Raw genomic sequence first — 22,344 nt, forward strand, 5'->3', positions numbered from 1 at the left:
GACAGGTAGTCCCAACGATATTCAGATCAGCAGACGGCGCTGGCGTGAGGCGTTAAACTACAACGAATGGCAGGCCCACAGGCCGGTCGCGTTAACTTTGGCGTGAATTGTGGTAGACGGCGAGGGCTTCGAGCCAGTTTTGAGCTGTCTCTGACGCGACATTGCTAAAACTATTCGCAAACGATGATGTTCGTTGTTCTATTTTCCAAAACACATCTTCGATGGCATTCCGATTTCCATGACGAATCACTCGAAATCGATAGCCGTCTTCAGCAAGGACTGATCGGAGATAGTCTGCGTCATCAACGAGGAATTCGACGTTATTTAGCTGGTAACGCCGGTGTAGCTCGGTTAGAGACCACCGCGTTGTCTGTTTATTTGCGGTCGGATAGAGACTCACGTGGAGGATCTCGTTCGTCTGTGGATCAACCGCGCCGTACAGCCAGAACTTCTGGCCGTGGAGGCGAATCATCTTTTCGTCAATCGTAAGTTGATCCTCTGAGACGGTCGAGATCGGCTGTAAATCGGCTTCATGAACCCAACTATGGATCGCGACGTGACTCCGATCGATCCCAAACCTTTCGGGATACTTACTTACCTCGCGTAGTGACATACCAGCTAAATGACAGCGGGTCCCTACTTCAATGCCCCAGCGCGGCGTCCGATCTCGCTTCACAAATGACAAGTCGATCCACGCGATACTCTCGCTGAGGCGTTCGATTTCGGTCATAAACACTCTGAACTCGAGCGCCTCATCCTCTAACTTAACGCGACCGGCGAGTCCCGAACAACGCTTTTGTAGCTACGGCGACCAGCGACGAGCATGACAGAGGGTTCGGTGTCCGTTCCGCCCGAGCAGTACGAGCGGCTCGCGGCGCTCGCGGCCGCCCGCGGCGTGACGCCCGAGACCCAGGTCGCCCGCCTCATCGACGACGCCTACGAGGGGCTCGCCAGCGACGCGGAGCCGCCGGAGACGCTCCCGCTCGGCGTCTGCGACCCCGACGACGACGAGGAGGAGTGAGGGCGCGCCGCGCGCCGTCGTCCGACGGGACGGCCCCTGGGCTCACTCGTCGTACGGCCAGCGACCCCCCGTCTTCAGCTCGGTGACGTAACCGTCGGCGATCGACTCGCGGACCGCCGACCGCGACCGGTGCGCGACCCGCTCGCCGCCCGCCGCGCCGCCGCCGTCCGTGGCGAATCGGTACGTCGCCGCCGCGACCAGCGCCGCCACCTCCCGGAGGTCGCGGGGGTCGAGCTTGTCGAGCGTGTCGGCGTGGGTGTGCCCCCACCCCCGCCCCGACTGCTCGGAGGTCGTCGACGCCATCACCGCCGGGATCCCCTCCTGAACGAACGCCCACTGGTCGCCGTGCGGCGAGATCGCCTCGCCGGTCTCCAGCGGGGCGTCGAACGCGTCGGCGACCGCCTCGAAGACCGCGCCCATCCCGTCGAACTCGTTCGTCCCGACCCTGAGATTCCGGGAGTTGCAGGCGCCGTCGAGGTTGACCACGCAGGCGATCTCGTCGCGCGGCGTCGTCTCGGCGGCGTGGTACGCGCCCCACAGGCCGACCTCCTCCGCGCCGAAGGTGACGAGCCGAACCCGGGTGTCGAGGTCGCCCTCGACCGACGCGAGCAGGCGACCGACCTCGGCGACGAGCGCCGCCCCCGCGCCGTTGTCATTCGCGCCGTCGCTGACGTCGTGGGCGTCGACGTGCGCGGTGAGGAACACCGCTTCGTCGGTGTCGGGGCCCACGTCGGCGACGGCGTTGACCGACGTGGTCGGCTCGTTTCGGCAGTCGACCTCGATCGAGAGCTCGAGGGCGTCGGCGTCGCTCGTCTCGCCCTCCTCCGCCAGCCGCGCCAGCCGTCCGCCCACCTCCTTCGAGACGCCGACTGCGGGGATCGGTCCCGGCCGGTTGTGGTAGCCGACCTCGCCGGTCGGCGGGAGCGCCCCCTCGACGTGGTTCCGGAAGACGAAGCCGACCGCGCCGTGCTCGGACGCGGTGACGTACTTCTCCATTCGGTGGATCCACCGGTCGTGCGAGTCCGGCGTGCGCGAGGAGGCCATCGCGATCGCGCCGTCAAGCCGGTCGCTCGCCGCCTCGAACGCCTCGTACGTCCCGTCGCCGACGTCGACGAGGGGGGCCGTCACGTCGCCCGCCGGCGTGCCGGGGAGCGCGATGACCTCGTGGGACCGCTCGTGTCGGCGCTCGACGGGGCCGGCCAGTTTGACGGCGGACTCGCCGCGCCACCAGCCGGGGATCTCGAACTCGTCGAGGCCGGCGTTCCGGAGGCCGGCCGCCTCGAACGCCGCGACGACCCGCTCGGCGCCGCGGCGCTCACCGACGGACCCCGCCATCCGGTCCCCGATGTCCGTCAGGTCCGTGAGGAGGTCCCAGCCGAAGTCGCTCGTGCGGGCGTCGCCGACGACGCGGTCCGGTAACGCTGTCATACGGCTCCGTTAGGCCGAGCGCGAAAAGGGGTTGCGGGAGGCGGAACCCTCTCGGATCCGGTTCGCCGGCGCCTCAGGCCGGGTCCGCCTTCGTCGTCTCGACCGCGACGTCCCCCGGAGCGACGCCGATCCGAGCGAACTGCGTGCGGACGTGCTCCTCGGCGGCGTCGACCGCGGCCGACTTGGTGTCGAACCCGCGGGGCATCGGCTCCTCGAAGGCGACCCGGATCTCCTCGCCGTCGACGGTGAGCGCCGACCCGCCGCTCTCGACCTGATAGAAGGAGTCGCACACCCAGACGTAGGCGGCGTCCTCGTCGGGCGCGCCCTTGTACGTCGGCGGGTCCTCCCCGCGCTCGAACACCGTTCCGGTGAGGTTTGTCCCCCCGCCGGCGCCGCGAACTAATATCATGTGTGGGATACGGGCCCGACGCGGAAAAGGGGCGCGTGATGCCCGCGAGTCGCCCGCGCCGACGCGGAGGGGGAAACGCTTTCGGCGTGGCGGGCGCTGGTGTACTCATGACGCTGGAGGACTTCACCGAGTTCACCGACGAGGGCGACGGCGGGGGGGACGCCGCCGGCTCGCCCGGCGACGGGGTCGCGGCCGACGGCGACGGCCACGGGCCGCGCGCGGCGGCGGGCCGCGACGGCGGGCGCGCGGCGTCACCGGGAGGCGACGCCGACGGTCCGAGGGACGACCGCGACGTCGCGGCCGGCGACGCGTTCGCCGCGTACGACGTGGAGCCGGCGGGGGAGGACACCGGCCTCGGGGTCGTCTCGGTCTCGCAGGGGCTCCGGGTCGCCGAGGAGGCCGAGGAGACGACGCTGCGGGCGTTCGTCACCACCGGGAACCGCGAGGCGGTCCGGCTCGGGAAGTACCTCCTGATCCCGTATCCGGACGGAGAACGGCTGTTCTGCCGGATAACGGGGCTGGAGTACGCCCAGGAGTTCCGGTCGGACGACGCCACCGAGATCCACGCCCGCCGACAGATGCGCCGCGACGACTTCGCCGAGCGCGACTACAAGTTCATGGCCGAGCTGGAGCCGATGTCGGTCGTGTACGGCGAGGGCGATGAGATGAAACGCCGGATGACCGACCGGGTGCCGAAGCCGGGCGCGGTCGTCGAGGAGGCCTCCGACGACGCCGAGATCAAGACCGGCCTGAAGATCCCCGAGGACGGCGTCTTCCTCGGCCACCTCTCGGTCGGCGGCGAGAAGGTCCGAACCGCGGCCGAGCCGCCCACGGTCGACTACCGGGTGACGGACGACTACACCGACGGCGACCCCCTCGCGTTCCGGCACACCCTCGTCGCCGGCGGGACGGGGTCGGGGAAGACGCACGCCTCAAAGAACGTCCTCCGGCAGTACCTCGACTCCGACCGCACCTACCCGACCGGCGACGGCCGGGAGTCGCGGATGGCGGTCGTCCAGTTCGACCCGCAGGACGAGTACGCGCAGATGCACGACGACAACCCCGACCTCGACGACGACTTCGCCCGGCGGCTGGACCGGGAAGGGATCGCCCACGGCGGCCACGACGACACCGTCGCCCTCGTGCCGCGGGTCGCGAACGCGACGTACCCCGGCGAGGGTCACCGCGCGGAGCGCGTGGAGTTCACAATCCCCTTCTCGCTCGCGCGGGACATGCCGTGGCTGGTCGCCGGCTCCGGGCTCAACGACAACCAGTACCCCGCTCTGTTGACCCTCCTCAACCGTTTCTTCGCCGACTACGGCGACTCGGGGACCTACGGCCAGTTCCTCTCGTACCTCGACGACCCGGCGCTCAAAGAGCAGCTCGACGAGAGCGGTCGGGTCCACGAGGCGACGTTCGACGCGGTCAAGCGGCGGGTGCGCGCGGTTCCCGGCGGCGTCTTCGACCAGGACGCGAAGCCGATCACTGAGCTGGACCACACCCTCGTCCGACCCGGGGGGCTCTCCGTGGTCCCGACCTACCACCTGCCGACCTCCCGACAGAAGGAGATCGTCGTGCTCGCCGTAGCGGGGCTGCTGGTCGACGACAAGCTCTCGAACGACCCCGACAGCGACCGGATCGAGGAGACACCCCTCCTCGTCGGCATGGACGAGGCGCACAACTTCCTCGCGGACGCCGACAACGTGCAGGCGCGGAAGGTCGTCCAGAAGTTCACGGAGGCCGCCAAACAGGGCCGCAAGGAGCGGCTCGGCCTCTTCCTGATCACACAGGACCCGCAGGACGTCGCGGAGTCGGTATTTAAACAAGTGAACACGAAAGTCGTCCTCAACCTCGGGGACGAGGACGCCATCTCCAGCGTGAACATCCCCTCGAACCTCGCCGGCAAGGTCCCGTACATGGAGAAGGGACAGATGGTGGTGTACTCGCCGGACAACTCCGAACCCGTCGAACTGATCGGGCTCTCGAAGTGCGTGACGCGCCACGGCGACTAAGGGGACTGGGCTCGCCTCTCGGAGCCGCCGAGCCCGCGTCGCGCGTTTCCACGCGGCCGGAGCCGCCGTCGGCCTTTTTAAATCGAGCGGGCGAAGCGCCGCGTATGACCAAACGCATCCTGGTGGCGGTCGACGGGTCGGAGGAGGCGATCGAGGCGCTGCGGTTCGCGGCCACGGAGTGGCCGGACGCTGACGTGACGGCGCTCCACGTCATCAACCCGGCGGACTCGACGACCGGCGCGGAGGGCGGGTTCCCGGGCGCGGTCGACCAGTGGTTCGACAGCGCGAAGGGGCGCGGCGAGCGGATCCTCCGCGAGGCGAGCGAGGCGGTGGACGGCGACGTCGACACCAGGCTGGAGGTGGGTCGCCCGACGGCGACGATCCTCACGGTCGCGGGCGGCGAGGCCGCCGTCGGCGACGGCGCGGAGGGAACCGGAGCGCCGTTCGACCACCTCGTGCTCGCGAGCCGCGGGCGGACGGGGCTCTCGCGCATCCTGCTCGGCAGCGTGGCCGAGGCGGTCGTCCGGCGCGCGGAGGTGCCGGTGACGGTCGTGCGGTAGCCGAAGCGGACACCGGTCGGGGGAGGGCCGGGACGCCCCCGCCGAGTGGCTCACTCCTCGACGCGCTCGGCCTCGGCGACCTCGCCGACGACGGTCCAGCCCTCCTCGTCGGACCCGGACCGACCCAACAGCACCGACTCGTAGTCGTCGGAGGTGAGGAGCCGGAACTCGGCGTCCGGATCGGCGTCCGTGCGAACGCCCTCGCCGCGGAACTCCCGCTGGAAGAACTCGGTGGAGGAGAACTCGAAGACGCCGGTCTCGCCGTCGTCGAGGGTGAGCCGGACCGGTCGCGGCTGGACGTTGTGGATCCGCTTCGCGATCGGGTGGAGATCGGGCATGTCGGATCGTCCGCGAGAGGTGGAAATAAAAGCGCCGCCCGCGCCGTCGACGCCGCCCGCGCCGTCGACGCCGCTCGCGCTGTGTCGCCGTTCTGTCGTTCGCTGCCGCACAGACGGCATCGACGGCTGCGCTCTCCCGGTGAACCGACCGTACGAGGTTAAGCTCTCTCGGCGCGTGGGTACAGGGGATCGTCCATGATGTCAGCTTCCCTAACCTACCTGCGCGACGGCGACGCCGTCGTCGTCACCGTCCTGATCGGCGGACTGCTCCTGCTCGCGAGCCCGCTCGTCGTCCCGTCCGTCCTCGCGCTCGGCTACGTCTCCCGCGTCCTTCGGCGGACGGCGGACGGCGACGACGCGCCGCCAGCCTTCGAGGCGTGGGGCGACCTGCTCGTCGAGGGAGCGAAGGCGTTCGTCGTCGCGTTCGTCTACTCGCTACTGCCGATCGCGGCCCTCGCGATCGCCGGACTCGCGGCCTCGCTCGCCGGGCTCTACGTGACGCCCGCGGCGCTGGCCGCCGTCGCCGACTCCGGGCGGATCGGGGACGGGTTCGCGGTCGGGACGCTCTGGACCGTAGTCACGAAGCGGGCGTACGCGACCGGGTGGCTCACCGCCGCCGCGGTCGCGCTGGGCGGCGCACTGGCGGTCGGCGTGCTCTCCGTGGTTCCGGTCCTCGGGACGATCGCCGGGTTCTTTGTTCAGTTCTACGCGCTCGTCGCCGCGGCCGCCGTCATCGGCTGGACGTGGAGCGACGTGCGGCCCGTCTCGTCCGATCCGCCGGAGCCCGAGGCCGCGGAGCGGGCCGCGGTGTAGGCGTCGGAGAAAGCGAACGCGACGGGGCTCGACAGAAAAGCCGCGAAAACCGCCTTACGCCTCGAGGACGTCGTCGTAGTCGCCGGCGTCGACGCGGTCGTCGAACGTCCGGGCGTCCTCGTCCTCAATGGTGACGCCGAGGGAGGCGCAGGTGCCGCCGACCTCCTTGGCGGCGTTTTTCACGTCGTACGAGAGCAGGTCGCTCGACTTCTGCTCGGCGACCTTCTTCACCTGTTCGACCGACATGTCCGCGACGAAGTCCTCCTGGGGCTCGCCGGAGCCCGTCTCGAACCCGGCCTCGTCTTTGATCAGCTCGGCCGTCGGCGGGACGCCGACCTCGATGGTGAACGAGCCGTCGTCGTCGTACTCGACCGTGACGGGGACCTCCATCCCGTCGAACGCGGCGGTCTCCTCGTTGATCTGCGCCACGACGTCCTGAACGTCCACCGGCGTCGGCCCGAGCTCCGGACCGAGCGGCGGACCGGGGGTGGCCTGCCCGCCGGGGACGAGCGCTTCGATAGTTCCAGCCATGTCCGTACGAACCCGTCGCCGACTTTTAACGGTTGTTCTTTCGGGTAGGGGGAGTCAGCCGTTCGCACACCACCGGTATCGGGAGGGCGCGACCGACGGGCTCGGGGGACGCGAGTCGAGCCGGGCCGGAGATCATTTATAAGCAGTCGGCGGCGGCGGTGCGGTGTTCGGAGCTGACTTCCGGCTTCACGCGTGCGCAGCCGAACCGCTCGCAGAGCGCGTCCGAAGCCCCGACCGTCGGGCGTGAATCGTCGAGTGCGACCGGTCACGACTTCGCCCCGGTCGCGTCGCCCGCGGCGGTCGCCGTGTCGCCCTCGGTGCGCCCCGGGAGGAACGTCCCGGTCTCGCGGCGGACGCCGAGCCCCCACAGCACCCGCACGAGGAGGAACCACGTCTCGGACGCGACGGCGACGGAGAGTGGCGCGAACCACCAGTCCGGTCCGACTGCGAGCGGACCGACCGCGACCCGCGGCAGCGACGCCGCGAGGGGACGGAGCGACTCGGCCGGCGGGGTCGCGAGCGCGGCGACGTAGCCGAGCGTCGCGATCCCCTCGAGCAAGAGCCCGTAGACGAACGGCTTGCGCGTCCCGTACCTGTCGACGAGGGCGCCGGCCGGCCCGTTCGCGACGAGCCGCACCCAGCGGTTCGCCGAGAGGATGACGCCCACCATGAACGCCGAGATGCCGAGGACGGCGCCGAGGTTCGGGAGGATCGGGAAGAGGACGCCCCCGCCGAACCCGACGAAAAAGGTGCTGGCGATCACCGCGAGCAGGACGGTCGGCGGCCGGTCGAAGCCGAACCAGCCCACCTCAGGGGCCCCGTGAAGGCGCCGCGGTCATTCGGCGTCGTCGTCGCGAGTCATGGAGTCGATGCCGGCTTCCAGCGAGGGGAGCGCCACCCCTTCAGCGAGGATGGGCTCGACGATCCGCCGGAGCGCCGCCTCGGCGACCCGACGCGTGTACGTCGGCTCCGGGAGCCCATCGGCGGGCGCGTCGCCCTCGCCCCCACTCTCCGAGTCGGCGCTACCCTCGTCCGTCCCGCCGATGAGGGTGATCTGTCGAGTCCGCGCGCCGTCGAGGGTGGCGACGACGAGCGCCGCCGTCTCCTCGACGTCGACCTCGCGGAACGTCCCCGCCTCGATCCCCGACTCGAGGATGTCGGCGACGGTGCCGCGGAGCAGGCGGTCGCTCCTGACCAGCTGCTCCCGGATGCGCTCGTTGAACGGGCCCTGCGTCCGCAGCTCCAGGAGGGCGATGTGGAACGCCTCGCGGTCGACGGCGTCAGCCTCGAAGACGAACCAGCCGACGAACCCCGCCAGCCGCTCGGCCGGGGGGTCGTCCGCGTGGGCCCGGATCCGCGCCTCGGAGTCGGTGATGACGTAGTCGAGGAAGGCGACGAGCAGGTCCTCTTTCGTGTCGTAGTGGTAGTGAAGCAGCGACTTGCTCTTCGAGCACTCGTCGGCGATGTCCTGCATCGTGACGTCGGCGTAGCCGTGGGCGCGGAGCGCGCGGTAGACCCCGTCCATGATCTCGTCGGCCGCGCTCGGCTGCTCGCTCATTGACTGACCGGTCAGTCAGCAACCGGTAAATTCCTATCGGTCGGGGGCCGAACGCGGCTGCCGCTCGCGGGCGGAGAACAGTCGAAAAGCCGATACAACCTTGAACGTCGTCGCCAGCGGTTACAGACGGGTGACGTTCGTGGCGCGCGGACCCTTGTCCGCCTCCTCGATGTCGAACTCGACTTCCTGACCCTCCTCTAGGTCCGGGCCGCCGACGTCCTCCATGTGGAAGAACACGTCCTCGTCCGCGTCGTCAGTCTCGATGAATCCGTAGCCGCCAGTGTCGTTGAAGAAGTCAACTTCGCCTTTCGCCATTGCGTCCGTAAAACTGGGAGGAACACATAAAAGGCTTCCGCGAGCGAGAGCGCCGTGCCAAGGCGACTCAGGCCCGGACACGGCGGCGGGTCCGTCGGGGTCGATCCCGCCGTGTTAGTAACTACTATACGACCCCGGTGGAAAGCGGTACGTATGAGTCAGTCGTACAATCGAGGCCTCATTGAGGACTTCAGCCGGTGGCGGGAGTTCGAGGCGGGGATGTGGGCCTGGATCTTCCATAAGTTCACGGGGTGGGTGCTCATCGGCTACCTGTTCACCCACATCGCCGTGTTGAGCACCGGTATCCCGGCGGCGGGCGCGAGCGAAGCCGCGATCATGGCGGGAGAAGACGTGTACACCCAGACGATCGTCAGCCTCGAGAGCCTGCTCTTGGTGCGACTCCTCGAGGTCGGCCTGCTCGCCGTGGCCGTCTTCCACATGCTCAACGGCACCCGGCTCCTCCTCGTCGACCTCGGCGTCGGCCTGGAGTCGCAGAACAAGAGCTTCTACGCGTCGCTCATCCTAACCGGAGCGATCACCGTCGCGTCGGTGCCGACGTTCATCGCGGGGGCGTTCTGAGATGGCCGAGCGCTACTCCTCGTTCGAGTCGGGCGGCCGGATGTGGCTGTTCCAGCGGGTCACGGCGGCGTTCCTGCTTGTCGTGCTGGCGTTCCACTTCTTCCTGCTCCACTTCGTCCACCACGCCGACGAGGTCTCGTTCCTCGCCAGCTCGGCGCGGATGGAGCAGATAAGCTACTACTCGCTGATGATCCTCTTCCTCGTGACGGCGACGTTCCACGGGGTCAACGGCGTCTACAACGCCCTCGTCAACCAGGGGCTCACCGGCACCAAACGCACCGTCATCAAATGGACCCTCGTCGCCGCGAGCGCGGTCCTCGTCGTGCAGGGCGTGCGCACCGCGAACGCGTGGGCGGGCATCGGACTCTACTGAACCGACCATGAGCACACAGATACCCAAGCAGACCGAGGAATCGAGCGAGACCGACGCCGAGACCGACGTGGCCTCCAGAGGCGACGAGCGGCGGACGGAGAAGCGTCGCCGGGCCGCGGAGGAGCAGGCGCGGCGGCAGGCCGAGGAGGCCGAGAAGGCCGCGGCCGACGACGACACGATCGAGCTGAAGGTGTTCCGGTACGACCCCGAGGTGGAGGGGAAACAGGATCCCCGGTTCGACACGTTCCACGTCCCGTTCACCAAGGGGATGACCGTCCTCGACGCGCTGATGTACTCGCGGGACAACTACGACTCCTCGCTCACGTTCCGCCACTCCTGCCGGCAGGCGGTGTGCGGCTCGGACGCCATGTTCGTCAACGGCGGCCAGAAGCTGGCGTGTAAGACGCAGATCGTCGAGCTCGAGGAGCCGATCCGGGTCGAGCCCCTCCCGCACGCCGAGGTCCGGAAGGACCTCGTCGTCGACATGGAGCACTTCTACGACCAGATGGAGGCCGTCGAGCCCTACTTCCAGACGAACGAGTACCCCGACGGCGAGCTGGAAGAGCAGCGCCAGACGCGGGAGAACCGCGAGAAGGTGAAGATGTCGACACGCTGCATCTGGTGTGGCGCGTGCATGTCTTCGTGTAACATCGCCGCCGGCGACAACGAGTACCTGGGACCTGCCGCGATCAACAAGGCGTACCGGTTCGCCATGGACGAGCGGGAGGGCGAGGATATCAAGCAGAAGCGGCTGGAGATCATCGAGCAGGAGCACGGCGTCTGGCGGTGTCAGACCCAGTTCTCCTGTACCGAGGTGTGCCCGAAGGACATCCCACTCACCGAACACATCCAGGAGCTGAAGCGCGAAGCGGTCAAGAACAACCTGAAATTCTGGTAGCGACGGGAGACACCCCTAAGTCACTCCAGAACCAACCGATTATTATACTACCAATGCACGAACACGACGTCATCGTTGTCGGCGCCGGGGGGGCGGGACTCCGGGCGGCGATCGCGGCACAGGAAGCCGGGGCCGACGTGGCCATCGTCTCGAAACTCCACCCGGTCCGCTCGCACACGGGCGCGGCCGAAGGCGGAATCAACGCGGCGCTGCGCGACGCCGACTCCTGGCAGGACCACGCGTACGACACCATGAAGGGGTCGGACTACCTCGGCGACGCGCCGGCGGTCGAGGCCCTCTGTCAGGAGAGCCCCGAAGAGGTCATCCAGCTCGAACACTGGGGGATGCCGTTCTCCCGCGAGGAGGACGGGCGCGTCTCCCAGCGGCCGTTCGGCGGCCTTTCTTTCCCCCGGACGACGTACGCCGGCGCGGAGACCGGCCACCAGATGCTCCACACGATGTACGAGCAGGTGGTCAAACGCGGGGTCACGGTGTACGACGAGTGGCACGTGATGGACCTCGCCGTCACGGACGAGGACGACCCGGCGGACCGCACCTGCCACGGCGTCGTCGCCTACGATATCCAGAGCGGTGAGGTCAGCGGCTTCCGCGCCGATAACGGCGTCATCCTCGCGACGGGCGGGATGGGACAGGTGTTCGACCACACCACGAACGCGGTCGCGAACACCGGCGACGGCGTGGCGATGGCGTACCGCGCCGGCGTCCCGATGGAGGACATGGAGTTCATCCAGTTCCACCCGACGACGCTGCCGTCGACGGGCGTCCTGATCTCGGAGGGGGTCCGCGGCGAGGGCGGCATCCTCTACAACGAGAACGGCGAGCGCTTCATGTTCGAGCACGGCTACGCCAACAACGACGGCGAGCTCGCCTCCCGCGACGTGGTCTCGCGCGCCGAGCTGACCGAGGTCAACGAGGGGCGCGGCATCGAGGACGAGTACGTCCACCTCGACATGCGCCACCTCGGCGAGGAGCGCATCCTCGACCGGCTGGAGAACATTCTCCACCTCGCGGAGGACTTCGAGGGCGCCGACGGGCTCACGGAGCCGATGCCCGTCAAGCCCGGCCAGCACTACGCGATGGGCGGTATCGAGACGAACGAGCACGGCGAGACCGTCATCGGGGGCCTCTACGCCGCCGGCGAGTGCGCCTGCGCCTCGGTCCACGGCGCGAACCGCCTCGGCGGCAACGCCCTCCCCGAGCTCATCGTCTTCGGCAAGCGCGCCGGTCGCCACGCGGCCGGCGAGGACATGGGCGAGGCGAAGGTCACGACCGGCAAGGACGGCGAGTGGGAGCCCGCGGACTACGAGTTCGGGGTCGAGGTCGGCGAGACGGGCGGAAGGGGCCCGGCCGCGGCCGACGGCGGCGCGGTGGCGACGGACCCCGAGGGCGTGCTCGGCGCCGCCGTCGAGCGCGCCAAGGACCGCGTCGACGCGCTGCTCTCGCGGAAGGGCCGCAACCACGCCGAGATCCGCTCGAAGGTCCAGCAGACGATGACCGCCAACGTCAACGTGTTCCGCGAGGAGGAGCGTCTCGAGGAGACCCTCGGCGACCTCCGCGAGGCGCGCGAGGCGTACAAGGACGTCGCCGTCTCCGACCCGTCCCGGACGTTCAACACCGACCTCATCCACACGATGGAGACCCGGAACATCCTCGACATCGCCGAGGCGCTCACGATGGGAGCGCTCGCTCGCGAGGAGTTCCGCGGCGCCCACTGGCGGAAGGAACACCAGGAGCGGAAAGACGAGAATTGGCTGAAACACACCTTGGTCTCGTGGAACGACGGCGAGCCCGATCTCTGGTACAAGCCGGCGATCATCGAGGGCGAGAACAAGACGTACGAGCCGAAAAGCCGCTCGTACTGAGCCGCCGACCGCGGCGGGGTCGTTCGGGCACGATCGTTCCGGACCGTTCACGGTTTCGCATCCGTCATCGGTCGAAACGGACGCCGGATCCGGGCGGGGTTTCCGCCCGTGCGACGGTACGACCCTGACCGAACCGTCGTCGTTGACGCCGGATGCGCCGTTATCCCATCGCTTTCGATATTTTCGACGATCGTTGAATGGGGGATTTATTATCGTCGAACTCGACGGTTCGAACAAGATGATAGAGACACGCACCGCGGCGCCGGCCCTCCCGCCGGAGCTACAGTCCCCCCGCGCGAAGCTCGTGTACCTGTACCTGACGACGAGCGGCGACGCCACCGTCTCGGAGATGGGCGACTCGCTCGGGATGAAGAAGATCTCGCTGTACAGCATCCTGAAGACCCTCAAGCGAGAGGGCATGGTCGACTGCGACGGCGACACCTACGTGCTGAACTGAGCCGGACGACGAGGCCGTTCTCGCCGACGACTCCCGCCCCCGTCAGCGGAGCGTTTAGGGTCTCGGGGGACGCAGTAGACCCGTGGACGCGAACCAAGAGCAGTTCCGGAACCCGTTCGGGATGGACGCCGAGTGCGAGAACTGTCCCGAGCTGTGCGGCGAGCGGGAGCGCGTCGTCCACGGCTACGGCGACGTGGGCGCCGAGTTCCTCGTCGTCGGAACCGGACCGACGGCGGCCGCCGAGGAGAACGGCGTGCCGTTCACCGGAGCCGGCGGCGGCGAGCGGGTCCAGTCGATATTCGGCGACCTCGGATTCGTCCGGTCGCCGCCGGACGCGACGGAACCGGACGTCCAGAACCTCTTCTTCACGGACCTGACGCGGTGTCGGCATCCCGACCGGGAGCCGACCGACCGCGAGGTCGACACCTGCGAGCCGTTCCTCAACGCGGAGATCCGGATGATCAACCCGCAGATCATCGTTCCCGTCGGGCAGCGCCCCCTCCGAGAGCTTGCGGTCGAGTACACGACGCGGCGGCCCGACTCCTTCGACGTCGACGCCGAACACGCGACGACGGTCCGCGGACGCGGGTTCGAGCTAGTGCCGATGAAAGAACCGGCGACGATGACCGACGACGAGGCCGACGCCTTCCGCGAGCACATGCGCGAGAGCGTGCTGAGTCGGGACTATCGGCAGACGAAGGGCCGCCAGAACCGGTGAAGGGGGCGTCTCACGCTCCCGCGGCGCTCAGTCGCCGAGGTCGACGTCGTCGAGGATCCCCTCGGTCGCGTCCTCGCTGTCCGCGCCGAACGCGCAGTCGACGATGATGTGCCCCCCGAGCGTCGACGGGGAGATCACCTGGTCGGCGCCGGCGCGGCGGAGCTTATCGACGTTCTCCCGCTGGGTCACCGCCGCGACGATCCGCACGTGGGGGTTGAGCTGTCGGGCGGTGAGGATCGCGAGCGCGTCGCGCGCGTCGTCCTCGGTCGCGGCGACCACCGCGCGGGCGCCGTCGAGGTTGACCCGCTCGAGCGGCTCCACGTCGCTGGGGTCCGCGGTGTACACGGGAATGTCGCGGTCGGCGAGGCGGCGGGCGGCGGTCTCGTCGGGTGTCACCACGGCGTACTCGACGCCGTCGCGGGCGTCGAGCTCTTCGAGTATCGGTTCCGTCAAGTCCCCGTAGCCGAGCACGAGGACGTGGTCGTCGAGGAGGTCGATCTGTCTGTCTGTCATCTTTCCGAGCGCCTTGGAGAGCTGCGCCTCGATGGCGGGCGTGAGGATGACGCCAAGCGCCACCGCGAAGGCGGCGACGTTCATCACGAGCGAGGAGAGCACGAACAGCTGGGCGATGTCGGCGGCCGCCCCGGCCTTGGGCGTCACGTCCCCGTAGCCGACCGTGGAGGCGGTGACGACGGTGAAGTAGAAGGCGTCGACGATCGTCTCCACCCCGTTGAACTGGTCGCGGAGCGCGTACGTGCCGACCGTCCCGTACGAGACCGCGGTCAAGAGCGCGGCGGTCGCCGCGAGCTGCGTCGGCGACGGGGAGAAGTCCCTGTCGAACCGCCGCCGGTTGTACGCCAGCGCGGGCACCGACAGGGCCGACAGCGCCACCAGCGGGAACGACAGGATCGACGCCTGCATCAGCCCCTGAATCGCCGTCAGCGGCAGCAGGACCGCGGTGGAGTACCACCCGACGCGATACCCGTTCTTCAGGGCGAAGCCGCTCCCGAACATCGCGAAGCCGGTGATCGTCCCCGTGAAGCCGACCGTCTGGCGGACGACGTCGGGGACGTAGGGGGCGAGCGGCCCGTCGACGCCGAGCCCGCCGATCTGGGCGAGCCCGGCGAGGATCGACAGGACCGCGACCGCGAACGTCAGGGCGATGGACGCCCGCACGGTCACCCAGTCGCGGGTCAGCTCCATATCGGCTCCTCGCCGAGGTCGAAGTTAAACCTCGCGAGTGCGGAGCGCCGGCGTTACCGGCGAGGGCGGCCGCGATCCGAGGGCGACCGCGACGCGCTCGACGGGTTCGCGGAGGTCGCGCGGGTGAGAAGCGATCACGGGATCGCCCACGTCGACGTCGACGTCACCGACGACGGGGAAACCGAGTACTTCGCGGTCGGCTCCCGCGCGGCGGGGCTCGGGCCGACGCTCGCGCCCGGATCGGCCGCGGTCGCCGTGTCCGGTGAGGAGGACGCCGACACCAGACCGGGCGACGGGACGCAACGCTCTTGAGGCGTCCGCGCGGGGGTCACGTATGGAGTGGAAGCTGTTCGCGGACCTCGCTGAGATCGCCGGCGGCCGCGCCGTCAAGGTGGAGTCGTCGCCCGGCGACACGGTCGACGACGCGCTCGACGCCCTCCTCGACGCGCACCCCGACCTCCGGGACCGCGTGATCGAGGACGAAGCGGTGGCCGACCACATCAACGTCCTCCGGAACGGGAGGAACGTCCGCCAGGACGACGGGCTGGAGACGACGCTGGATGCCGGCGACGAACTGGCGCTGTTCCCGCCGGTGAGCGGGGGGTCGGGCGGGCGGTAGACCGGTCGTTTCAAACGGTCGCCCGCCGCATCACACCACATGAGCGACGGCGACGAACACGACGAGAGCGACGGGCACGACGGCCACCACGAGAGCGACGGGCACGACGGCCACCACGAGAGCGACGGCGACGAACACGACGACCACGCCGGCGACCCCCACCGCGAGGAGTTTCACGAGGACCCGGTCAGCCACACCCGCGCGACGGCCGACATGACGGTCGGTCAGCTCGTGGAGGGGTACGGCGACGCCGGGATCGGCGCGGCGTCGGTGAACGAGGCGGGCGACGTCCTCGCAGAGATGTTCGCGAACGAGGACTGCACCGTCTTTCTCTCGCTCGCCGGCGCGATGGTCCCCGCGGGGATGCGCCGGATCGTCTCCGACCTCATCCGCGACGGCTACGTCGACGCCGTGGTGACGACCGGGGCGAACCTCACCCACGACGCCATCGAGGCCATCGGCGGAAAACACCACCACGGGCGGACCCATGACCCCGAGAAGAGCCTCCGCGAGCACGACGAGGGGCTTCGCGACGAGGGCGTCGACCGCATCTACAACGTCTACCTCCCGCAGGAGCACTTCGCCGAGTTCGAGGGCCACCTCCGCGAGGAGGTGTTCCCGGAGTTAGTCGGAGACGACCCCGTCTCCATCGCCGACCTCACGCGCGAGCTCGGGCGCGCGAACGCCGCGGTCAACGAGCGCGACGACGTGGCCGAAGACCCCGGCGTCGCCGCCGCGGCCTCCGACTGCGACGTGCCGATCTACTGCCCCGCCGTGCAGGACTCCGTGCTCGGCCTGCAGGCGTGGATGTACGCGCAGACCGCCGACTTCACGCTCGACGCCCTCGCCGACATGACGGAGCTGACCGACCTCGCGTTCGACGCCGACGACGCGGGCTGCCTGCTCGTCGGCGGCGGCGTCCCGAAGAACTTCACCCTCCAGACGATGCTCGTCACCCCCCGCGCCTACGACTACGCCGTCCAGATCACGATGGACCCGGAGGCGACCGGCGGGCTCTCGGGCGCCACCCTCGAGGAGGCACGCTCGTGGGGGAAGTTGGAGAAGGACGCGCGCAACGCCTCCGTCTACGGCGACGCGACCGTCATGCTGCCGATGCTGATCGCGGCGGCCCGCGAGCGCGTTGAATAGGATCCCGAGTGCGGCCCCGGCCGCGTCATCATTCATAAATGGAGCTGCGGTGGCGTCGCCGGCGCTGCGCGCCGGCTGCAAGCGAGAGCTTCGCTCTCGCCCTGCGCGCCTTCGAGCGCCCATCGGGCGCGAGGAGCACGCGCGAGGGACGCCGCGAGCGAAGCGAGCGGCGAGGCTGGGGAGGTGTGAGGTGCGGTTGCGGTGCGGGCGGGGTGGACTCAAAGGGGCAGCCGCGAGGCGGGCGCAGGCGACGTAAGCACCGCAGGGAGCGAGTGAAACGAGCGACCGAGGAGCGCAACGAGCGTGCGCCCGCCTCGCGGCTGGGGCTTTGGAGGTGTTCTCCGTCGATCCAGTAGCAATCATTTATAAGCGAGCGGCTGGGGCTTTGGAGGTGTTCTCCGTCGATCCAGTAGCAATCATTTATAAGCGAGCGGCTGGGGCTTTGGATGTGTTCTCCGTCGATCCAGTAGCAATCATTTATAAGCGAGCGGCTGGGGCTTTGGATGTGTTCTCCGTCGATCCAGTAGCAATCATTTATAAGCGAGCGGCTGGGGCTTTGGAGGTGTTCTGTGTCGCTCCGTCGCCACGGATCGAATAGAACCGGCGCCCGCACTCTGGATCAACGTCACGCAGACGCGACCCGGCCGAACTCGTGCGGCCATGAGCTGTAATTACATGTAATTAGACTTTTCACCCCGGAGCGAGTCACCCGAGCCAATGAGCGAGTACACGACCATCTCTCTGCGGAAGGAGTTCGTCGCGGACGTCGAGGAGTACGTCGAGGACGAGCCGTTCGGCTCGGTGAAAGAGTTCGTGAAACACGTCGTCGTCCAGGAGATGGAGTCGGACGAGGAGATCAGCGAGTCGGAGGCCCGTCAGATCGGCCAGCGGCTCCGGGACCTGGGGTACGTGGACTGATGAGCGTCGCCGACGGCAAGCCGATCGACTTGCCCGAGCGGATGACTCGGGCGGACGCCGTCCTCGCGGGCATGCCGCTGCTGTTCGCCGGCGGGTACGGCGTCGGCGCGGCGGTGTTCGGCGGGTGGGTGGCCGCCACCGCGAACGCGTCGATCGCGTGTACCGCGTTGATGCTCGACGCGCTCGTCCGGAATCCGCCGCGCGCTCAGTGAGCAGGGCGGCGACACGGGCGCGTCATTCGCTTCTCGATGTCAGTCCGACCGCCTCGGCCAACAGCGCGTGCGACTCCAAGGCGTCCTCGTGGTCCGGCACCGCGTGTTGGATCATCACCTCGTCGACGCCGAGGCGGTCGGCGAACTGGTCGAGGATCCCCGATATCGTCTCCGGACTCCCGGAGACCGACCGCGGCCACTCGTCGGCGTCGAGCGTCGCGGGGGTCGGCTCCGGGACCCCGCCGAGCTCGTCGATCGCCTCCTCGACGCTCGGGGTCGAGTCTCCGAGTTCGCCGCGCCGCATCCGCCGGAAGGTCGCCTCCGCGGGCGCGCGCCGACGGGCCGCGGCCGCGTCGGTCTCGCCGGCGACCGCGTTGACCGCGACCATCCCTGTGGGCTCGTCGGGACCGCCGGGGAGGACTCCGGGGTCAAACGCCTCGCGGTAGGCGACGAGGGCGCGCTCCGCGAACCCGGGGCGGATGAAGGCGGCGAAGCAGTAGCGGAGCCCGAGTTCGCCGGCGATCTGGCCGCTCGACGGGCTCGACCCGAGCACCCATGGGACCGGCGGGCCGTCCCCGGAGCGCGGGACGCCGAGGTCGGCGTACTCGTGGCCGTCAGGGTAGTCGTCGTAGAGGTGGCTCACGAGCGCGCGAATCCGCTCCTCGTGGTCCTCGTTCGGGGTCTCGACGCGGCGGCTCGTCCCGAGCGCGCGGTCGGCGGCCGCCGGACCGTTCGCCCGCCCCACGCCGACGTCGACGCGGCCCGGGGCGAGCCCGTCCAGGGTCCCGAACGCCTCGGCGATCTTGAACGGGCTGTAGTGGTTGAGCAGGATGGCGCCGCTGCCGAGTCGGATACCGTCGGTCGCCGCCGCGAGTCGACCGAGGAGTACCTCCGGGGTCGTCCCCGCGAGGCGGTCGGTCCGACCGTGGTGCTCGGCGACCCAGAACCGCGAGTAGCCGAGTCGCTCCGCCTGCTCGGCGGCCGCGACCGTGTTCGCGAAGGCGTCGGCGGCGGTCCCGTCCGCGGGGACCGGAGAGAGGTCGACGACGGAGAGGTCCATGTCCGGGCTCGACGACCGCCGGTGGTAAGGGTTGGGCCGGCGGTGGGGCCGTGGGGATCCGAGCGACGCGGCGGGCCGTGGCGATCCGAGGAGAGCGGTCGCTACGCGGTCGGAGCGGAAACGAGATATCGAGAAAACGGCGTCGTCAGTTGTCGCCGGTCTTCGACTGCCACGCGTAGTCGCGACGCTTCGCGGACTTGCCGAAGCCGCAGGAGGAGCAGCGCTCCTTCTTGATGTGGTAGGACTTCTCGCCGCAGCGGCGGCACTTCACGTGAACCGTCTTGTTCTTCTTCCCCTGAGAGGGCGTTCCGGAGCCGGTCATGCTTTAATGGTGACGACGTTATCGCCGCGTATAATCGTTGTGTCTTCGATCGCGACGGCGAACTCCCCGTCGAGATCGTCGTCGACGCGGTCACCCACGTCGTCCTCGGGCTCGATGACGACGTTCATGTGCTGGTCGTAGCCGGCCAAGGTCCCGTAGTAGGTCGTCCCGTCCTTCAGGTGTACCGTCACCGGCTCCTCGAGCGACGCTTCGAGTACGTCGAGGGGTCGTCCACTCATTGTACGTATCGCCTCCCGTCGCGGTAATAAAAATATCGGGACGCGAGCCGGACGGATCGAAACGGGATCGCGTTCGCGCCGGCCGAAGCGCCCGGAGACCGTCGTGTTACCGCGCAACTCGGTCCCGACCGAACCCCGGTGTTTTTAAGATAGGCACCTGTACCTCGAGATACCACACTCCCGCGGGACACGGTGAGTCGCGACGACTCGGCCGTAGCGGGGCCTCAACGACGCGCGGACAAACGTAGCGCTGACGGCTCCTTGCGGGGTTTCAGTGACCGGCGCCGACCACGGCGTCAGACACGAACACACCATGGAAATAGAAATTGCGACACTCGGCGGTTACGAAGAGGTCGGTCGACAGATGACGGCGGTCCGAGCGGGCGACGACATCGTCATCTTCGACATGGGCCTGAACCTCAGTAAGGTCCTCATCCACGACAACGTGGAGACCGAGAGCATGCACAGCCTCGACCTGATCGACATGGGCGCGATTCCGGACGACCGCGTCATGAGCGAGCTCGAAGGCGACGTCCAGGCGATCGTCCCCACCCACGGCCACCTCGACCACATCGCGGGCATCCCGAAGCTCGCCCACCGGTACGACGCCCCGATCGTCGGCTCCCCGTACACGATCGAGCTGGTCAAACAGCAGATCGCCGACGAGGGGAAGTTCCAGGTCGACAACGACCTCGTGAAGATGAAGGCGGGCGGCACGATGGCCATCGGCGACTCCGAGCAGGTCGAGATGGAGTTCGTCAACGTCACCCACTCGATCATCGACGCGATCAACCCGGTCCTCCACACGCCCGAGGGCGCGATCGTCTACGGGCTCGACAAGCGACTGGACCACACGCCCGTCATCGGCGACCCGGTCGACATGGACCGGTTCCGCGAGATCGGGCGCCAGGACGAGGGCGTCCTCTGTTACATCGAGGACTGCACGAACGCCGGCCGCAAGGGCCGGACGCCCTCCGAGTCGTACGCGAAGAAGCACGTCGAGGACACGCTCAAGTCGATGGAGGACTACTCGGGCGGGATCGTCGCCACGACGTTCTCCTCTCACATCGCCCGCGTGAAGACCCTCGTCGAGTACGCCCGCGAGATCGGCCGCCAGCCGGTCCTGCTCGGGCGCTCGATGGAGAAGTACTCGGGCACCGCGGAGCGGCTCGACTTCGTCGACTTCCAGGGCGACGTCGGCATGTACGGCCACCGGAAGTCCGTCGACCGCGCGTTCAAGCGCATCATGAAGGAGGGGAAGGGGAACTTCCTCCCCATCGTGACTGGCCACCAGGGCGAGCCCCGCGCGATGTTGACGCGCATGGGCCGCGGCGAGACGCCGTACGAAATCGACGACGGTGACAAGGTCGTCTTCAGCGCCAGCGTCATCCCGGAGCCGACGAACGAGGGGCAGCGCTACCAGAGCGAGCAGCTCCTCCGGATGCAGGGCGCGCGCCTCTACGACGACATCCACGTCTCCGGCCACCTCCGCGAGGAGGGGCACTACGAGATGCTGCAGGCGCTCCAGCCGCAGCACGTCATCCCCGGTCACCAGTCGCTGGAGGGCCGCTCGCCGTACGTGAACCTCGCGACGTCGCAGGGGTACAAGCTCGGTCGTGACATCCACGTCACGCAGAACGGGAGCGTCATCCAACTCGTCGAATGACGAGCGAGACGAAGGAGGCGCGGGTGCTCGACGCCATCCGCGAGCGGCGGGAACTGGTCAACGCCGCTATCGACGAGGAGCTGCCGATACAGCATCCGGAACGCCTCTACGAGGCGACGCGGTACATCCTCGAAGCGGGCGGGAAGCGGCTCCGGCCGACGGTGGCGACGCTCGCCGCTGAGGCCGTCACGGGCACCGAGCCGATGGGCGTCGACTTCCGCGAGTTCGCCGCCCTCGACGGGACCGAGGTGGACGTGATGCGCGCGGCGGTCGCCATCGAAGTGATCCAGTCGTTCACCCTGATCCACGACGATATCATGGACGAAGACGAGCTCCGGCGCGGGGTCCCCGCCGTCCACGAGCGGTACGATACGTCGACGGCGATCCTCGCCGGCGACACCCTCTACTCGAAGGCGTTCGAGTTCATGACGGAGACGGGCGCGGCCCCGGCGAACGGGCTGGAGGCGATGCGGATGCTCGCGTCCACCTGCACGGAGATCTGCGAGGGACAGGCGCTCGACGTCTCCTTCGAGTCCCGCGACGACATCCTGCCGGAGGAGTACTTAGAGATGGTCGAGCTGAAGACCGCGGTCCTCTACGGGGCGTCGGCGGCCACGCCGGGCATCCTGCTCGGCGCCGACGAGGAGATCGTCGACGCGCTCTACAAGTACGGGATCGACTCGGGGCGGGCGTTCCAGATCCAGGACGACGTCCTCGATCTCACCGTCCCTTCCGAGGAGCTCGGCAAGCAGCGCGGCTCCGACCTCGTCGAGGGGAAAGAGACGCTGATCACGCTCCACGCGCGCCAGGAGGGCGTCGACGTCGACGGGCTCGTCGACGCCGACACCCCGGCCGAGGTCACGGAGCCGGCCATCGAGGACGCGGTCGCCGCCTTGGAGGCGGCCGGCTCCATCGCGTACGCTCGCGAAACGGCTGAGGACCTCACCGAGCGCTCGAAGGAACACCTCGAACTGCTCCCCGAGAGCGGCTCCCGCGAGCTCCTCGAGGACCTCGCGGACTACCTGATCGTCCGCGGCTACTGAGCGGGGCCGCGGCGCGAGCG

28 protein-coding genes and 1 pseudogene are annotated in these 22,344 nt (G+C 68.7%); 17 read left to right on the top strand and 12 right to left on the bottom strand.

Annotation, left to right across the window (positions count from 1 at the left end):
• Nucleotides 1-91: 91 nt before the first annotated feature.
• A complete protein-coding gene (locus N5096_RS13130) occupies nucleotides 92-730 on the bottom strand; it encodes an IS6 family transposase (RefSeq protein WP_267665275.1) in 639 nt (212 codons plus the stop codon).
• A gap of 93 nt (nucleotides 731-823) precedes the next feature.
• On the opposite strand from N5096_RS13130, the gene N5096_RS13135 reads away from it, so the two are divergent.
• Complete coding sequence (locus N5096_RS13135; RefSeq protein WP_267665276.1) at nucleotides 824-1,021, top strand: hypothetical protein; 198 nt, start codon at nucleotides 824-826, stop codon at nucleotides 1,019-1,021.
• Nucleotides 1,022-1,063: 42 nt separating this feature from the next.
• Here the strand turns inward: N5096_RS13135 and N5096_RS13140 are convergent, their stop codons facing one another.
• Nucleotides 1,064-2,449 carry a M28 family metallopeptidase gene (locus N5096_RS13140; protein ID WP_267665277.1) on the bottom strand — a complete coding sequence of 462 codons (1,386 nt, stop codon included), beginning with the start codon at nucleotides 2,447-2,449 and terminating at the stop codon, nucleotides 1,064-1,066.
• A 73-nt stretch (nucleotides 2,450-2,522) separates the two neighbouring features.
• Nucleotides 2,523-2,858 (bottom strand): DUF7113 family protein, encoded by a 336-nt coding sequence (locus N5096_RS13145; protein WP_267665278.1) that lies wholly within the window; start codon nucleotides 2,856-2,858, stop codon nucleotides 2,523-2,525.
• Nucleotides 2,859-2,965: 107 nt separating this feature from the next.
• Between N5096_RS13145 and N5096_RS13150 the strand changes: the two genes are divergently transcribed.
• Complete coding sequence (locus tag N5096_RS13150) at nucleotides 2,966-4,870, top strand: ATP-binding protein (RefSeq protein ID WP_267665279.1); 1,905 nt, start codon at nucleotides 2,966-2,968, stop codon at nucleotides 4,868-4,870.
• A gap of 104 nt (nucleotides 4,871-4,974) precedes the next feature.
• A complete protein-coding gene (locus N5096_RS13155; protein WP_267665280.1) occupies nucleotides 4,975-5,430 on the top strand; it encodes a universal stress protein in 456 nt (151 codons plus the stop codon).
• 50 nt (nucleotides 5,431-5,480) lie between these two features.
• Here the strand turns inward: N5096_RS13155 and N5096_RS13160 are convergent, their stop codons facing one another.
• A complete protein-coding gene (locus tag N5096_RS13160) occupies nucleotides 5,481-5,768 on the bottom strand; it encodes a DUF8072 family protein (protein ID WP_267665281.1) in 288 nt (95 codons plus the stop codon).
• Between the two features lie 195 nt (nucleotides 5,769-5,963).
• Here N5096_RS13160 and N5096_RS13165 point away from each other — a divergent pair, with 195 nt between their 5' ends.
• A complete protein-coding gene (locus N5096_RS13165; protein ID WP_267665282.1) occupies nucleotides 5,964-6,581 on the top strand; it encodes a DUF4013 domain-containing protein in 618 nt (205 codons plus the stop codon).
• 54 nt (nucleotides 6,582-6,635) lie between these two features.
• On the opposite strand, the gene N5096_RS13170 is transcribed toward N5096_RS13165, so the two are convergent.
• From N5096_RS13170 to N5096_RS13185, 4 genes and pseudogenes are all read right to left on the bottom strand, one after another.
• Nucleotides 6,636-7,112 (bottom strand): 50S ribosomal protein L11, encoded by a 477-nt coding sequence (locus N5096_RS13170; protein WP_267665283.1) that lies wholly within the window; start codon nucleotides 7,110-7,112, stop codon nucleotides 6,636-6,638.
• 355 nt (nucleotides 7,113-7,467) lie between these two features.
• Nucleotides 7,468-7,920: pseudogene (locus N5096_RS13175) on the bottom strand (MFS transporter); the annotation flags it as partial.
• Nucleotides 7,921-7,947: 27 nt separating this feature from the next.
• Entirely contained in the window at nucleotides 7,948-8,670 is a 723-nt protein-coding gene (locus N5096_RS13180) for a TetR/AcrR family transcriptional regulator (RefSeq protein ID WP_267665284.1), read from the bottom strand.
• Nucleotides 8,671-8,790: 120 nt separating this feature from the next.
• Nucleotides 8,791-8,985, bottom strand: a complete 195-nt coding sequence (locus tag N5096_RS13185; RefSeq protein WP_004046659.1) for a cold-shock protein — start codon at nucleotides 8,983-8,985, stop codon at nucleotides 8,791-8,793.
• Nucleotides 8,986-9,138: 153 nt separating this feature from the next.
• Here N5096_RS13185 and sdhC point away from each other — a divergent pair, with 153 nt between their 5' ends.
• The 6 genes from sdhC (at nucleotide 9,139) to N5096_RS13215 (ending at nucleotide 13,893) form a co-directional block, all read left to right on the top strand.
• On the top strand, nucleotides 9,139-9,564 hold the full coding sequence (sdhC, locus tag N5096_RS13190; RefSeq protein ID WP_092566405.1) for a succinate dehydrogenase, cytochrome b556 subunit: 426 nt from the start codon (nucleotides 9,139-9,141) through the stop codon (nucleotides 9,562-9,564).
• Between the two features lies 1 nt (nucleotide 9,565).
• The gene (locus N5096_RS13195) at nucleotides 9,566-9,937 is read left to right on the top strand and encodes a succinate dehydrogenase/fumarate reductase transmembrane subunit (protein WP_267665285.1); all 372 of its coding nucleotides are present in this window, start codon (nucleotides 9,566-9,568) and stop codon (nucleotides 9,935-9,937) included.
• Between the two features lie 7 nt (nucleotides 9,938-9,944).
• Complete coding sequence (locus tag N5096_RS13200) at nucleotides 9,945-10,835, top strand: succinate dehydrogenase/fumarate reductase iron-sulfur subunit (RefSeq protein WP_267665286.1); 891 nt, start codon at nucleotides 9,945-9,947, stop codon at nucleotides 10,833-10,835.
• A gap of 53 nt (nucleotides 10,836-10,888) precedes the next feature.
• Nucleotides 10,889-12,718 carry an FAD-binding protein gene (locus tag N5096_RS13205; protein ID WP_267665287.1) on the top strand — a complete coding sequence of 610 codons (1,830 nt, stop codon included), beginning with the start codon at nucleotides 10,889-10,891 and terminating at the stop codon, nucleotides 12,716-12,718.
• Between the two features lie 238 nt (nucleotides 12,719-12,956).
• Nucleotides 12,957-13,175 carry a TrmB family transcriptional regulator gene (locus N5096_RS13210; protein ID WP_267665288.1) on the top strand — a complete coding sequence of 73 codons (219 nt, stop codon included), beginning with the start codon at nucleotides 12,957-12,959 and terminating at the stop codon, nucleotides 13,173-13,175.
• A gap of 82 nt (nucleotides 13,176-13,257) precedes the next feature.
• The gene (locus N5096_RS13215) at nucleotides 13,258-13,893 is read left to right on the top strand and encodes a uracil-DNA glycosylase (protein ID WP_267665289.1); all 636 of its coding nucleotides are present in this window, start codon (nucleotides 13,258-13,260) and stop codon (nucleotides 13,891-13,893) included.
• 27 nt (nucleotides 13,894-13,920) lie between these two features.
• Here the strand turns inward: N5096_RS13215 and N5096_RS13220 are convergent, their stop codons facing one another.
• Entirely contained in the window at nucleotides 13,921-15,096 is a 1,176-nt protein-coding gene (locus N5096_RS13220) for an NAD-binding protein (protein WP_267665290.1), read from the bottom strand.
• A 123-nt stretch (nucleotides 15,097-15,219) separates the two neighbouring features.
• Here N5096_RS13220 and N5096_RS13225 point away from each other — a divergent pair, with 123 nt between their 5' ends.
• The 5 genes from N5096_RS13225 (at nucleotide 15,220) to N5096_RS13245 (ending at nucleotide 17,994) form a co-directional block, all read left to right on the top strand.
• A complete protein-coding gene (locus N5096_RS13225) occupies nucleotides 15,220-15,408 on the top strand; it encodes a hypothetical protein (RefSeq protein WP_379790441.1) in 189 nt (62 codons plus the stop codon).
• Nucleotides 15,409-15,430: 22 nt separating this feature from the next.
• The gene (locus tag N5096_RS13230) at nucleotides 15,431-15,715 is read left to right on the top strand and encodes a ubiquitin-like small modifier protein 1 (RefSeq protein WP_267665291.1); all 285 of its coding nucleotides are present in this window, start codon (nucleotides 15,431-15,433) and stop codon (nucleotides 15,713-15,715) included.
• 39 nt (nucleotides 15,716-15,754) lie between these two features.
• Complete coding sequence (locus tag N5096_RS13235) at nucleotides 15,755-16,864, top strand: deoxyhypusine synthase (RefSeq protein ID WP_267665292.1); 1,110 nt, start codon at nucleotides 15,755-15,757, stop codon at nucleotides 16,862-16,864.
• A 717-nt stretch (nucleotides 16,865-17,581) separates the two neighbouring features.
• On the top strand, nucleotides 17,582-17,782 hold the full coding sequence (locus N5096_RS13240; protein ID WP_267665293.1) for a hypothetical protein: 201 nt from the start codon (nucleotides 17,582-17,584) through the stop codon (nucleotides 17,780-17,782).
• Nucleotides 17,782-17,994 (top strand): DUF8015 family protein, encoded by a 213-nt coding sequence (locus tag N5096_RS13245; protein WP_267665294.1) that lies wholly within the window; start codon nucleotides 17,782-17,784, stop codon nucleotides 17,992-17,994. The genes N5096_RS13240 and N5096_RS13245 overlap by 1 nt, the downstream gene beginning before the upstream one ends.
• Nucleotides 17,995-18,016: 22 nt before the next feature.
• Here the strand turns inward: N5096_RS13245 and N5096_RS13250 are convergent, their stop codons facing one another.
• The 3 genes from N5096_RS13250 to N5096_RS13260 all read right to left on the bottom strand — a co-directional run bounded on the left by N5096_RS13250 (nucleotide 18,017) and on the right by N5096_RS13260 (nucleotide 19,615).
• Nucleotides 18,017-19,054 carry an LLM class flavin-dependent oxidoreductase gene (locus tag N5096_RS13250; protein ID WP_267665295.1) on the bottom strand — a complete coding sequence of 346 codons (1,038 nt, stop codon included), beginning with the start codon at nucleotides 19,052-19,054 and terminating at the stop codon, nucleotides 18,017-18,019.
• Nucleotides 19,055-19,199: 145 nt separating this feature from the next.
• A complete protein-coding gene (locus N5096_RS13255; protein ID WP_267665296.1) occupies nucleotides 19,200-19,376 on the bottom strand; it encodes a 50S ribosomal protein L37e in 177 nt (58 codons plus the stop codon).
• Nucleotides 19,373-19,615 carry an LSM domain-containing protein gene (locus N5096_RS13260; protein WP_267665297.1) on the bottom strand — a complete coding sequence of 81 codons (243 nt, stop codon included), beginning with the start codon at nucleotides 19,613-19,615 and terminating at the stop codon, nucleotides 19,373-19,375. The genes N5096_RS13255 and N5096_RS13260 overlap by 4 nt, the downstream gene beginning before the upstream one ends.
• Nucleotides 19,616-19,928: 313 nt before the next feature.
• Here N5096_RS13260 and N5096_RS13265 point away from each other — a divergent pair, with 313 nt between their 5' ends.
• Together N5096_RS13265 and idsA3 are read left to right on the top strand one after the other, a co-directional pair.
• Complete coding sequence (locus tag N5096_RS13265) at nucleotides 19,929-21,281, top strand: ribonuclease J (RefSeq protein WP_267665298.1); 1,353 nt, start codon at nucleotides 19,929-19,931, stop codon at nucleotides 21,279-21,281.
• Nucleotides 21,278-22,324, top strand: a complete 1,047-nt coding sequence (gene idsA3 / locus N5096_RS13270) for a geranylfarnesyl diphosphate synthase (RefSeq protein ID WP_267665299.1) — start codon at nucleotides 21,278-21,280, stop codon at nucleotides 22,322-22,324. The genes N5096_RS13265 and idsA3 overlap by 4 nt, the downstream gene beginning before the upstream one ends.
• Nucleotides 22,325-22,344: the final 20 nt, after the last annotated feature.

Source organism: Halorubrum yunnanense (assembly GCF_026586675.1).
Lineage (GTDB): Archaea > Halobacteriota > Halobacteria > Halobacteriales > Haloferacaceae > Halorubrum > Halorubrum yunnanense.